Below are 12,675 nucleotides of genomic sequence, written 5' to 3'. Positions count from 1 at the left end.
TCCATACGAACAAAAGCAAGTTCCGGATCATGAAAACGCCCCGCCCGGACAGATCCGGGCGGGGCGCTACGGGTGCGATTCAGCGCGGAGTGGGGGCGTTGCGCTTCTTGCGCAGCTTGCGGTCGTCGCGCAGCTCGACGTACGGCTCCTTGTCCTCGGGGAGCCCGGCGGCGATCGCCCGACTGCGCTCCAGCTCGGCGTCGAACTCGGCGCCGAGCAGGATGGCCACGTTGCTCAGCCAGAGCCAGACCAGGAAGATGATCACGCCGGCCACCGCGCCGTACGTCTTGTTGTACGAGCCGAAGTTGCTCACGTAGAGCGCGAACAGACCGGACACCACCAGCCAGAGCACCACCGCGAGCACCCCACCCGGGCTGACCCAGCGGAAGCCGCCGTGCTTGGCGTTGGGCGAGGCCCAGTAGAGGATCGCGAACATCAGGCTGACGATCACCAGCAGCACCGGCCACTTGGCGATGTTCCACACCGTGACCGCCGTCGAGCCGAGCCCGATCGCGTTGCCGGCCTGCTCGGCCAGCCCGCCGGTGAACACCACGATCACGGCGCTGATCAGCAGCAGCACGCCGATCACCGCGGTCACGCCGAGCCGGATCGGCAGCGTCTTCCAGATCGGCCGCCCCTCCGGCACGTCGTAGATGCTGTTCGAGGCGCGCATGAACGCGGCGATGTAGCCCGACGCCGACCAGAACGCGGCGACCAGACCGATCACCGCCGCGATGCTCGCCAGCCCGCCGGACTGGCCGGCCTGGTCGATCGCACTCTCGATGATCTTCCGGATGTTCTCCTCCGGCACCGCCTGGTTGACCGTGTCCCGCACCCCGTTGGTGGCCCGGTCGCCGAGCAGCCCGAGCAGGGAGATCAGCACCAGCACGCCGGGGAAGATGGAGAGCACCCCGTAGTAGGTGAGCGCGGCGGCCCAGTCGGTCAGGCTGTCGTCCTGGAACTCCCGGACGGTCCGCTTCAGCGTGGCCACCCAGCCCGGACCCGGCAGGTCGGTCGGGCTGTCCGGCCCGTCGTCCGGCCCCACCGGCTCGGTGCGGTCGCGCTCCTCCCGGACGGGAGACTCGTCGCCGGCCATCGCACCTCCTCGTCGTCGTGTCGTCACTGCACGACTTGCCCCGAGGCCGGGCCGGGTAACCCCGCTACGGGTAGAGCAACCTGGCCATCCGCCGGGACGCCAGCGCCAACATCACGCCGGTGAGGACCACCAGGTAGGCCACGTCGAGCAGCCAGGACCAGCCGGACCCGCCCACGCAGACGCCCCGGATCAGGTGCACCGAGCGGTAGAGCGGGGTCAGCTCGACCAGCCAGCGCAGCACCGCCGGATAGGCCTCGGCAGGCACGAACGTGCCGGAGAAGAGGAAGAGCGTGAACTGGGCCGAGCCCATCAGGTCGAAATCCTGCCAACTGCGCAGCAGCGTGGCGACGGTCATGCCGAGCGCGCCGAACGCGAACCCGACGAGCACCGCCGCCGGGAACGCGACGAGCGCCCGGGCCGCGGTGGTCAGGCCCAGCGCCACCATGATCAGCAGAAACGCGGCCGAGTAGAGCGACCCGCGTGCCATCGCCCAGCCCAGCTCACCCAGGGCGATCTCGAACGGCCGTACCGGGGTGGCGATCACCCCGTCGTACAGCTTCATGTATTTCATCTTGCCGAAGAAGTTGAAGGTGGTCTCGGACAGCGCGCCGCTCATCGCCGACGAGGCGAGCATGGCCGGGGCGACGAACGCCGGGTAGGACACCACCCGACCGCCGGGCAGCGTCAGGTCGCCGACCAGCGCGCCCACGCCGATGCCGATCGACAGCAGGTAGAGCACCGGCTCCACGAAGCCGGAGACCAGCACCAGCCAGTAGGCGCTGCGCAGCGCGGTGAGGTTGCGCTCGGCCACCGCCGCCGAGCGGCGCGCCCCGGTGACGCCGGCCAGCCGGGGCAGGAGGAGAGCGACCACGACACCCCTTCCCTAGACGACGAGTTGACGACGGAACGCCCGCAGCGCCAGCCACCAGCCGACGCCGGCCCAGGCGGCGAGGTAGAGCACGTGACCGGTGACCGACCATCGCGGCTCGACGCCCAGGGTGGCGGCCCGGCACAGGTCGACGCCGTGCCAGAGCGGCGTCGCCCAGGCGACCGGCCGCAGCCCGGCCGGCATCGACTCGACCGGGAAGAACACCCCGGAGAAGAGCGTCATCGGGATCACCGCGAACCGGAACAGCAACGCGAGGTAGCTGTCGCTGGGCACCCGGGCGCTGAACGCGAAGACCGGCGCGGCGACCGCCAGCCCGAGCAGCAGCGCGATCGGCGCCACCGCCACCGCCCAGGGCGACCGCAGCGCCCCGAACAGCGCGGTCACCAGCAGGAACGCCACCGTGCTGGTGACCACCCGGAACAGCACGAAGGTCAGGTGACCGGCCACGATGTCGCCGGTGCGCAGCGGCGCGGCCACCTGGGCGTGGTAGGTGCGGATCCACTTGAAGTTGCTGTGCACCGGCCAGGTCGACTCGGCGACGGCGACCTGGAAGGCGGTCGAGGCGATCAGGCCGGGCACCAGCCACCAGAGGTAGCGCACGCCGTCGACGCCCTGGTCGACGTAGGCCCCGACGCCGAAGCCGAACCCGACCACGGTGAGCACCGGCAGCAGGAACGACGAGAAGACACCCGCCCGCCAGGTGCGCCGGTAGCCGACCAGGTAGTGCGCGAACACCGTCACCGCCGGCACCCGCGGCAGACCCGTCGCGGCCCGGCCCGTCACCGTCGTCACCCGCACCACCCCCGCCGACCTTCCTACTCCTCGGGTACGACAGGCGCGAGCGTGGTCCACACCGGCCCGACGAGGTGGCGGGATGGGGGCCGCCACCTCGCACCGGCGGCGTCGGTCAGCGCGGGGCGACCCCGGCGACGAACGCGCGCCAGGCGTCGGGGGCGAAGGCCAGCACCGGGCCGGCCGGGTCCTTGGAGTCGCGCACGGCGACCATGTCGGGCCGACCGTCCGCCACCTCCACGCAGGCTCCACCCTGGCCGTTGCTGCGGCTGCTCTTGCGCCACCGGACGCCGTTCAGGTCCATGTCTCCGCCACTTCCGTCACGAGTTCGAGGGACTGCTGGTGCGATAGTGCCTCACCGCGGATCGACTCCCACACCTCGACCATCTGCCGCACGTGGTCGGCGCGGTCGATCACCTGCGCGTGGAGCTGGCCCTCCTGGTAGACGACGTCCTCGCCGTGCGGCGGGGTGGCGATCACGAACGGGCCGTTCATGCCAGGGTAGGCGCCGGCGGTGAGCGGCACGACATGGATTCTCACCCGGGGCAGCCCCGAGCCGACCTTCACCAGGTGACGCACCTGCTCGCGCATCACCTCCGGCCCGCCGACGCTCCGGCGCAGCACGTGCTCGTCGACGACGAACGTGAGCAGCGGAGGCCGCTCGCGGGTCAGCACCGGTTGCCGGTCCAGCCGGGTCGCCACCTGGTGCTCCACCTCGTCCGGGGGGAACAGGCCACTGCCGCGGAGCAGCGCGCGGGCGTAGCCCTCGGTCTGGAGCAGGCCCGGCACGCAGATCGGTTCGAACCAGCGCAGCGCGGTGGCCTCCGCCTCGATGCCGGGCCAGTCGCGGAACCACGGCACCATGGCCTCCCGGCCGATCCGCCGCTGAATGCGCTCGAAGCGCCCGTCGGCGCCGAACACCGCGTCGCAGCGGCGGGCGAAGTCCAGGCTCGGGCGGCGCTCACAGGTCTCCACCTTGGCCACCAGCGCGCCCGAGTAGGCCAGCGCCTCGGCCAACGCGGTCTGTGACAGGCCGCCGGCCACGCGGGCCAGCCGCAACTCCTCCGCGAAGTGCTCCAGCATGGACGACAGTTCCACGGACAGCCTCCGTACGTCCTCGGTACACCGCGAGCCGGTCGCCGGACGCGCTGGTCGTCGTCGCGGCGGACCTCCCACCGTAGTCGCGCCGTCACCAGACTGTCACGCAGCGGAACCGCTCCCGGGATCGGACGGCGGGCGGAACCAGGCCGGGGGCGTCGGCGCACGACGAGGTCCGCCGACGCCCCCACTCCAGCCACCACGGAGGCTCACCCATGGCGACGCTCCCCCGGCGCACCCCGAGCGAGGAGGGCACGCGCTGATGCCCCGGTATCGCCCCCACGTCGCGGCGCGCCCGTCCTGGCGCTGCCGGGTCTGCGGCGCCGCGTGGCCGTGCTCGCCGGCCCGGCTGGCGCTGCTCGGTGAGTTTCGCGAGGACCGGACCGCGTTGTTGATCCATCTCGGGACGCTGCTGTGCGAGGCCACCGCCGACCTGGCCGCCGGACGACCGGACACCGCGCCGGGGCACCTGGCCGAACGCTTCGTCCTCTGGGCCCGGCGCCGCTGAACGGCCGGCGCGTGCCTCAGTCGACCAGGGTGCGGCCGGTGAGGTGCAGGAAGACGTCCTCCAGGCTGCCCCGCCGGACCAGCACGCCGGCCGGGTCCAGGCCGCGCGCGGCCACCTGCGCCACGGCGGCGTCGCCGTCGGACACGTAGAGCAGGATGCGGTCGGGCAGCACCTCGACCCGCTCGCCCAGCCCGTCGAGCTTGCCGGCGAACGCCTCCTGGGAGTCGCCGGCGAAGCGCAGCTCGACCACCTCGCGGGTGGCGTGCCGCTCGATCAGCGCCCGGGGCGAGCCCTCGGCGACGATCCGGCCGCCGTCCATCACCACCAGGCGGTCGCAGAGCTGCTCCGCCTCGTCCATGTAGTGCGTGGTCAGGACCAGCGTGACGCCCTGCTGCTTGAGCCGGAACAGCCGCTCCCAGACCAGGTGCCGGGCCTGCGGGTCGAGGCCGGTGGTGGGCTCGTCGAGCAGCACGATCTCCGGCTCGTTGACCAGCGCGCGGGCGATGGTGAGTCGCCGCTTCATGCCGCCGGACAGCGGGTCGACCTTGCTGTCGGCCCGCTCGGCGAGCTGGACGAAGTCGAGCAGCTCGGCGGCGCGTTCCCGGGCCACCCGGCGCGGGATGCCGAAGTAGCGCGCGTAGGTGGTCAGGTTCTCCCGGACGGTCAGCTCCGGGTCGAGGCTGTCGAGCTGCGGGCAGACCCCGAGCCGGGCCCGCACGGCCGGGCCGTCGCGCACCGGGTCGAGGCCGAGGATGCGCAGCTCACCCCCGGACGGTGGGGAGATGCAGCCGATCATGCGCATGGTGGAGGACTTGCCCGCGCCGTTGGGGCCGAGGAACCCGAACGCCTCCCCCCGGCGCACCTCCACGTCGATGCCGTCGACGGCGGTGAAGTCGCCGAACCGCTTCACCAGCCCGCGCGCCTGGATGAGTGGTTGCCCGATGGTCACCCGCCGACCCTAGCCGCAGCGTCCGACACCCCTCCGGGCCTGCACGGTGCGTGATCGTCACTACATTCCGTGACCGACTCATTCCATCGTTAGAAGCGGGCCTAACTCACCATAGTGGAGCGACGGGCGAAGAGCGGTTCGCTCTTATGACGGGGTAATTGCGAAATCGATTCGAGAAAGGTGTGCGGTGAGTGAGCGAAAGACCATTCCGTCACTCATTGCAATCACGATCGGCAATGTTCCCAACGTGTCCGCCATTCGCGTATCGTCCCCCCTCGTGCCACCCGTTCGCCCCTCCGACGCCACTCCCCCGTCACCCCGGCCACCCGCCGGCGAGCCCGATGGGTCCGAAGTGGACGCCGCCGCGGTGCCGCTCCCGCCGGACGAGGGCGACGCCACCGATCCGGCGTGGGCGGACGACGGGCCGGGCGAGACGCATCACCGGGACCGGGACCCGGCCCACCCGGACACCCGTGAACTCGCCGCCCGATTCGAGGAGGAGAAACCGGGCCGGACGCTCACCGGGCCGGTCGGGACGCTCTTCACCGGAATCACCGTCGCGGTCGCGCTGCTGGCGCTCCGACAGGTGTTCTTCCCGTTGTCGCAGGGCAGCAAGTACTACCTCGTCCTCTTCCTCGCCGGCGTGCTGCCGACGGTCTTCCTGGCGTACCCCTCGGGGGTCCGGCGACGGACGGCGGAGCGGGCCGGGCCGACGGTGCTCGACTGGGTGCTCGCCGTCGCCGCGCTCGTCGTCTGCCTCTACCCGGTGCTGCCGTTCACGCTCGGCGCGGGCGGCGGCGGTTACGACGCGTTCCTCGACCGGCAGGGCCTGCTCGACCCGCTGGACGTGGCGTTCGGCACCGGGCTGCTGCTCCTGCTGCTGGAGGCGTGCCGGCGCGCCACCGGCTGGATCCTGCCCGCGGTGTGCCTGCTGTTCCTCGGCTACGGCTACTACGGCGGGCTGCTCCCCCAGTCGTGGCCGGTCGCGCACGCCGGCCTGGACTTCGGGCAGCTCGTCGACGCGTTCTACAACTCCGACAGCGGCTTCTACGGCACCCCGCTCGACGTGGCCGCCACCTACATCGTGCTGTTCACCGTCTACGGCGCGGTGCTCGACCTCTCCGGCGCCGGCCGGTTCTTCGTGGAACTCTCCGCCGCCGCGTTCCGCCGCTCCCGCACCGCCGCCGGCCGCACCGCCGTCGCCTCCGGCTTCCTGCTCGGCACCGTCTCCGGCTCCGGGGCCGCCACCACGGTCAGCATCGGCGCGGTGACCTGGCCGATCCTGCGCCGCGCCGGCTACCCGGCCGAGCGGGCCGGCGGCATGCTCGCCGCCGCCGGGGTCGGCGCGATCCTCTCCCCGCCGACGCTCGGCGCCGCCGCCTTCATCATCGCCGAATACCTGGGCGTGTCCTACCTCCAGGTGCTCGGCTGGGCCACCGTGCCGACCGTCCTCTACTACCTGGGCATCCTGCTCTCCGTCGAGATCGACGCCCGCCGCTCCGGGGTACGGCCGGTGGTGGTCGACACCGGCTCGGCCTGGCGGCTGCTGGCCCGCTTCGGCTACCACTTCCTCTCCCTCGCCGTGATCATCGTGGTGCTGGCGCTGGGCGCCTCGGCCATGCGGGCGGTGGTGATCGCCACCGTGCTGGCCGCCGCGCTGTCCTTCCTGGACCGGCGGCACCGGCTTACCCCGGCCCGGCTGGTGGCCGCGCTGCGCGACGGCGTACGCGGGGTCCTGGCGGTCAGCGCGGTGTGCGCCGCGGCCGGCATCATCACCGCCACCACCACCAAGACCGGCCTCGGCCCGCAGGCCGCCGCGCTGCTGGTCAGCGGCGCGCAGGCGATCAGCTCGGAACCGGCCGTGGTGCTGGCGCTCACCGCCGTGCTCGCCGCGGTCGCGCTCAGCCTGCTCGGCCTCGCGGTGCCGGTCACCGCGTCGTTCGTGATCGGCTGGGTGATCATCGGGCCGGCGCTGCTGCACCTGGGCGTCGCCGCCCCCGCCGCCGCCATGTTCGTCTTCTACTTCGCGGTGCTGTCCGAGGTGTCCCCGCCGACCGCGCTGGCCGCGGTCGCCGCCGCGGCGGTCACCGGCGGCCGGCTGGTGCCGACCATGTGGCAGACCCTGCGGTACGCGCTGCCGGCGTACCTCATCCCGCTCGCCTTCGTGGTCACGCCGACCGGCCTCGGCCTGCTCGGCATCGGCGGGCCGGGGCGGATCGCGCTGGCCGGGCTGATCTCCGCGCTCGGCGTCGCCGTGCTGGCCGTCGCGGCCGGCGGCTGGCTACCCGGCGTCGGGCCGGCCGGCGTGCCGGAACGGCTGCTCGGCGCGGTCGCCGGTCTGGTGCTGCTCTGGCTGGAACCGCTGCCCGTGGCGATCGGCGTGGCGCTCGCCGCGCTGGCCGTCACGGGCGTGTACGTCCGACGCGGCGCCGGCCGCCCGTCGGTGGTGGAGTCCGTCAACCCTGGGGAGGACAGAGAGTGAGAAGGATCGACACGCGAATAGCCGCCGGCGTCGGGGCGCTGGCCCTGGTCGCCGCCGGCGCCGGCGGATGCGGGGGCCGGCAGGACGGCGCCGCGACCGACGACGCCGCCCGGGACATCACCTGCGAGGTCACCAAGGACACCCGGGTCGGCATCGCCACCGGCAACGCCACCGGGGTCTACTACGTGGTCGGCAACGCGCTCGCCGGTGAGCTGAGCAAGACCACCGACGGCAAGCTCACCGGGACGGCCGCCGAGACCGGCGCCTCGGTGCAGAACGTCGAGCAGCTCGTCGCCGGCCAGTACGACGTGGCGTTCTCGCTGTTCGACACCGCGGTCAACGCGGTGCAGGGCAAGGGCAGCTTCAGCTCACCGCAGCCGGTCAAGGCGCTGGCCCGGATCTACGACAACTACACCCAGGTGGTGGTGCGGGCCGACTCGGGGATCACCTCGGTCGCCGGCATGAAGGGCAAGAAGATCTCCACCGGCTCGCCCAAGTCCGGCACCGAGGTCATCGCCAACCGGCTGCTCACCGCCGCCGGGCTGGACCCGGCCAAGGACATCCAGGCGCAGCGGCTCGACCTGACCAAGACTGTCGACGGCATGAAGGACGGCAGCATCGACGGGTTCTTCTGGTCCGGCGGCATCCCCACCGGCGGGGTCACCGACCTGCTCACCACCGCCGGCGGCAAGGTGACGTTCCTCGACCTCAGCACGCTGCTGCCGAAGATGGCCGAGCTGAACCCGGCGTACCAGGCCGGCACCATCGGCAAGGACATCTACCGGACGCCGGCCGACGTGCCCACCATCGTGGTGCCCAACGTGCTGCTGGTACGCGACAACCTCGACGCGGACGTGGCCTGCGCGATCACCCGGACCGTCTTCGACCACAAGGACGTGCTGGCCCAGGCGAACCCGGCCGCCAAGGGCATCGAGCTGGGCAACGCCCGCAAGACCGATCCGGTGCCGCTGCACCGGGGCGCGGACCGGGCGCTCACCGACCTCGGCGCGAGCTGACCGACCGGCCGGGCCCGGACCGCGTCCGGGCCCGGCCCACCCACACCCGACCCGGAGACCCCCGTGCCGCTGCCCCACCCCACCCGCGTACGCCGGCACCACCGTTCCGCCGACCGGGCCGGGCGACTCCGGTCGGTCCGGGTGCAGTTGCTCGCGCCGATCCTGGTGGCCACCGCCGGCCTGGTGGTGCTCGGCGCGGCGCAGACCGGCGCCGCACTGGACGCGTCCACGGACGCCGACCGGGCCCGGGTGCTCGCCGGCACCGCCACCGCCACCGTCCGGCTGGTGCACGAACTGGAACGCGAGCTGGGCGAGACGGCGGCGCTGCGCCAGCGCGGTGGCAACGCCGGCCGGCCGCTGGTCGACGCCCAGCGACGCCGGGTGGACGCCGCCGTCGACCGCTACCGCTCGGCCGGCGGCGAGGCCCGCCGCACCGCGCCCGACCTGGCCCGGGTCCTCGACGACGCGAACGGCCACCTCGACCAGCTCACCCCGACCCGCGCGCTGGCGTTGACCGGGGACCGCGGCGACCCGGCGTACGGCTCCCTGGTCGAGTCGCTGCTCGCGGTCGCGGACGCGCTGCCCAGCCAGCTCCGCGACGCCGGGCTGGCCAACGAGGCCCGCGAGGTCGCCGCGGTCGCCGCCCAGGAGCACCTCTCCGCGCTGGAGCGCGACCTGCTGCGCGCGGTGTTCGTCCGGGGCGCGCTGGAACGGGGCGAGCTGGCTCGACTGGGCCGGCTCCGGGGCGCCCGGGAGCAACGGCAGGCGGAGTTCCTCCGGATCGCGTCCGGCCCGGCCAACGACGCCTGGTACCGGGTGGTCGACGGCACCGACGTCACGGCGGCCCGCCGGATGCGCGACGCGGTGCTCGACACCGACGGCGAGCCGGAGTCGCTGCGCACCGACGGCGACGCCTGGTACGTGGCGCAGAGCGGCACCATCCGCCGGTACAACCTGCTGGGCCGGGAACTCTCCGACGACCTGGACACCGACGCCGCCGAACTGGCCGGCGCGGCCCGGCTGCGCGCGCTGGCGACCGCCGGCGCGACGAGCACCGTCGCGCTCGGCTCGCTGGTGACCGCCGTGCTGCTGGCGGTCCGCACCAGCCGCCGGCTGCGCCGGTTGCGGGTGGCGGCACTCACCATGGCGAACCGGGAGCTTCCGGAACGGATCACCGCGATCGCGTCCGGCGAGGGCGCGCCGGTGGAGGGTCCGGCGACCCGGACGACCGACGGGATCCGGCGGGGCCAGGACGAGGTGGCGCAGGTCGCCGAGGCGTTCGACACGGTCAACCGGGCGGCGCTGCGGCTGGCCGGCCAGCAGGCCGAGCTGCGCCTGGACGTCACCCGGATGGCCGAGGCGCTGGCCCGCCGCATCCGTACGCTGATCACCCGGCAGCTCCGGCTGCTGGACGACTTCGAGCGCGAGGAGACCGACCCGGAGGCGCTGGCCCGGCTCTTCGCCCTGGACCACCTCGCCGCCCGGCTGCGCCGCAACGGCGAGAACCTGCTGGTCCTCGCCGGCGGCGAGCCCGGCCGGGGGCACGAGGGCGCGTTGCTGCTCGACGACGTGGCGCGGGCGGCGGCGTCGGAGATCGAGGACTACCCGCGGGTGGAGATCGACGTGCCGTCCGCCGCGGTGCACGGCGCCGCCGCCGGCAACCTGGTGCACCTGCTGGCCGAGCTGCTGGAGAACGCCACCGTCTACTCGCCGCCGGACTCCCGGGTGCTGGTGGACGGGCGGCGGACCGTGGACGGGCTCGTGCTGCGCGTGCACGACCAGGGCATCGGCATCAGCGACAGCCGGCTGACCGAGATCAACGAACGGCTCGCGGCACCGGCCACGCTGTCCAGCGCCGCCGCCGGCAGCATGGGCCTGCACGTGGTCGCCCACCTGGCCGCCCGGCACGGCATCCGGGTGCAGTTGCACCACGCCGCCGACGGGACGGTGGCGCAGGTGGAGGTGCCCGAGTCGGCGCTGACCCGGGTCGAGTCGGTGACCCGCCGGCCGGTCGCCGCACGCCGTCCGGCGCACGGCCCCGCCGCGCCGTGGTTCAAGCCCGTCGCCGCGCCGGGGACGTCGCGGCCGACCGGCCCGCACGGCCTGGTCACCGCCGCGCCGGTCGCCGGCCGGACGCCGGGCGCGCGCGGGGTCGCCGCGGTACGCCCACCCGGCAACGCCCTGCTGGCGCCGAGCACGGCGCGCATCCGCCCGACGAGCGCGCCACCCGCGCCGGTGGCGACCACCGGCGCCGGGCTGCCGCGCCGCACCCGGGGCGGGCACCTGCCCGCGCCGATGCCCGACACCACCACGCCGCCGCCGGCGGCGGACCTGCTCGACCCCGAGGTGGTACGCGCCCGCCTGTCCGCCCTCGCCGAGGGCGTGGCCAGCGCGACGCGTCGTGCCCCGAACCCCACCACACCCACCGGGAGAACGTCATGACCACACCCGTTGCCGCCGGACTCGACTGGCTGCTGGCGAACTTCGCCGAGCAGGTCCCGGACGTCTCGCACGCGCTCGCCGTCTCCGAGGACGGGCTGCGGCTGGCCTCCTCCCCCGACCTCTCCGCCGACCAGGTCGACCAGCTCGCCGCCGTGATCAGCGGGCTGGCCAGCCTGACCGTCGGCGCGGCCCGGCTGATGTCGGCCGGGCGGGTACGCCAGCAGATCGTGGACATGGACGGCGGGGTGATGCTGGTGATGGCGGTCGGCGAGCGGGCGCTGCTGGGCGTGCTCGCCGCGCCCGGCTGCGACCTGGGCCAGATCGGCTACGAGACGGCGACGCTGGTGCAGCGGGTGGCGGAGGCGCTGGAACCGGCGGTCCGGCAGTGACCGGCCGCCCGCGGCGACTGGTGGCCGCGCTGCTGTCGGCCGCGCTGCTGTCGGCCGCGCTGGTGGCCGGCTGCGGCACCGGCGACACCGACGCGCCGGCCTGGCACGGCGGGCGGATCTTCCTGGCCACCGGCAACACCACGGGCGTCTACTACCAGCTCGGCGGCGGGTACGCCGACCTGATCAGCCGGCACCTGCCCGGCTACGAGGCGCGGGCCGAGCCGACCGGCGCGTCGGTGGAGAACATCACCCGGGTGGCCAGCGGCGACATGGAGATCGCGTTCAGCCTGGCCGACACCGCCGCGGACGCGGTCAACGGGCGGGGCGTCTTCGACAAGCAGCCGCAGCCGGTGCGGGCGCTGGCCCGGGTGTACAGCAACTACACCCACGTGATCGTCCGGGCCGACGGCAAGATCGGCAGCTTCGCCGACCTGCGCGGCAAGCGGGTCTCCACCGGCTCGCCACGCTCCGGCACGGACATCATCGCCGGGCGGCTGCTCACCGCCGCCGGCATCGACCCGAACCGGGGCATCCAGCGGTTCAACCTGTCGCTGCCGGAGACCGTCAAGCGGATGCGGGCAAACACCCTGGACGCCATGTTCTTCTCCGGCGGCCTGCCCACCCCGGGCGTCAAGGACCTGCTCTCGGCCGCGCCCGGGAAGTTCCGGCTGCTGCCGCTCACCGAGCTGATCGAGCCGCTGGGCGCGCGCTACGGCTCGGTCTACACCACCGCGATGCTGCCGAAGGAGGCCTACGGCACGCCGGCGCCGACCCCGACCATCACGGTGGCGAACGTGATCCTGGTGGCCGCGGACATGCCGGACCAGCTCGCGTACGACCTGACCCGGGTGCTGTTCACCTGGCAGGGCGAGCTGGTGCAGGTGCATCCGGAGGCGGCGAACTTCTCCCGGGCCAGCGCCGCGCTGACCGACCCGATCCCGCTGCACCCGGGCGCGCAGCGGTTCTACCGCAGCGGCGGCTGACCACGCCGCTGGTCACGGCGAGTGACCACGG

The 12,675-nt window shown here is 73.7% G+C and carries 12 protein-coding genes; 6 read left to right on the top strand and 6 right to left on the bottom strand.

The window, feature by feature from the left end; translation table 11 throughout:
- Positions 1-79 precede the first annotated feature (79 nt).
- From H1D33_RS01270 to H1D33_RS01250, 5 genes are all read right to left on the bottom strand, one after another.
- Positions 80-1,096 (bottom strand): YihY/virulence factor BrkB family protein, encoded by a 1,017-nt coding sequence (locus H1D33_RS01270; protein ID WP_181569817.1) that lies wholly within the window; start codon positions 1,094-1,096, stop codon positions 80-82.
- A gap of 64 nt (positions 1,097-1,160) precedes the next feature.
- Positions 1,161-1,967: an ABC transporter permease gene (locus H1D33_RS01265; protein WP_181569818.1), complete on the bottom strand. Its 807-nt coding sequence runs from the start codon at positions 1,965-1,967 to the stop codon at positions 1,161-1,163.
- Positions 1,968-1,979: 12 nt separating this feature from the next.
- Positions 1,980-2,777, bottom strand: a complete 798-nt coding sequence (locus tag H1D33_RS01260) for an ABC transporter permease (protein ID WP_414685473.1) — start codon at positions 2,775-2,777, stop codon at positions 1,980-1,982.
- Between the two features lie 115 nt (positions 2,778-2,892).
- Positions 2,893-3,081, bottom strand: a complete 189-nt coding sequence (locus tag H1D33_RS01255) for a DUF397 domain-containing protein (RefSeq protein ID WP_181569819.1) — start codon at positions 3,079-3,081, stop codon at positions 2,893-2,895.
- A complete protein-coding gene (locus tag H1D33_RS01250; protein WP_246411759.1) occupies positions 3,072-3,875 on the bottom strand; it encodes a helix-turn-helix domain-containing protein in 804 nt (267 codons plus the stop codon). The genes H1D33_RS01255 and H1D33_RS01250 overlap by 10 nt, the downstream gene beginning before the upstream one ends.
- A 262-nt stretch (positions 3,876-4,137) precedes the next feature.
- On the opposite strand from H1D33_RS01250, the gene H1D33_RS01245 reads away from it, so the two are divergent.
- Positions 4,138-4,383, top strand: coding sequence for a flavin reductase (locus tag H1D33_RS01245; RefSeq protein WP_181569820.1), 246 nt, complete (start codon positions 4,138-4,140; stop codon positions 4,381-4,383).
- Positions 4,384-4,399: 16 nt separating this feature from the next.
- Here H1D33_RS01245 and H1D33_RS01240 read toward each other — a convergent pair whose 3' ends face one another.
- The gene (locus tag H1D33_RS01240; protein WP_181569821.1) at positions 4,400-5,332 is read right to left on the bottom strand and encodes an ABC transporter ATP-binding protein; all 933 of its coding nucleotides are present in this window, start codon (positions 5,330-5,332) and stop codon (positions 4,400-4,402) included.
- A 352-nt stretch (positions 5,333-5,684) separates the two neighbouring features.
- On the opposite strand from H1D33_RS01240, the gene H1D33_RS01235 reads away from it, so the two are divergent.
- From H1D33_RS01235 to H1D33_RS01215, 5 genes are all read left to right on the top strand, one after another.
- A complete protein-coding gene (locus tag H1D33_RS01235) occupies positions 5,685-7,814 on the top strand; it encodes a TRAP transporter permease (RefSeq protein ID WP_181569822.1) in 2,130 nt (709 codons plus the stop codon).
- Positions 7,811-8,830 carry a TAXI family TRAP transporter solute-binding subunit gene (locus tag H1D33_RS01230; protein WP_307755334.1) on the top strand — a complete coding sequence of 340 codons (1,020 nt, stop codon included), beginning with the start codon at positions 7,811-7,813 and terminating at the stop codon, positions 8,828-8,830. Before H1D33_RS01235 ends, H1D33_RS01230 begins: the two co-directional genes overlap by 4 nt.
- Positions 8,831-8,893: 63 nt before the next feature.
- Complete coding sequence (locus H1D33_RS01225; RefSeq protein ID WP_307755333.1) at positions 8,894-11,272, top strand: sensor histidine kinase; 2,379 nt, start codon at positions 8,894-8,896, stop codon at positions 11,270-11,272.
- The gene (locus H1D33_RS01220) at positions 11,269-11,661 is read left to right on the top strand and encodes a roadblock/LC7 domain-containing protein (protein WP_181569823.1); all 393 of its coding nucleotides are present in this window, start codon (positions 11,269-11,271) and stop codon (positions 11,659-11,661) included. Before H1D33_RS01225 ends, H1D33_RS01220 begins: the two co-directional genes overlap by 4 nt.
- Complete coding sequence (locus tag H1D33_RS01215; protein WP_181569824.1) at positions 11,658-12,644, top strand: TAXI family TRAP transporter solute-binding subunit; 987 nt, start codon at positions 11,658-11,660, stop codon at positions 12,642-12,644. The genes H1D33_RS01220 and H1D33_RS01215 overlap by 4 nt, the downstream gene beginning before the upstream one ends.
- Positions 12,645-12,675 lie beyond the last annotated feature (31 nt).

The organism is Micromonospora ferruginea, from assembly GCF_013694245.2.
GTDB classification, from domain to species: Bacteria; Actinomycetota; Actinomycetes; order Mycobacteriales; family Micromonosporaceae; genus Micromonospora; species Micromonospora robiginosa.
This window is presented reverse-complemented; position numbering and strand designations above follow the sequence as displayed.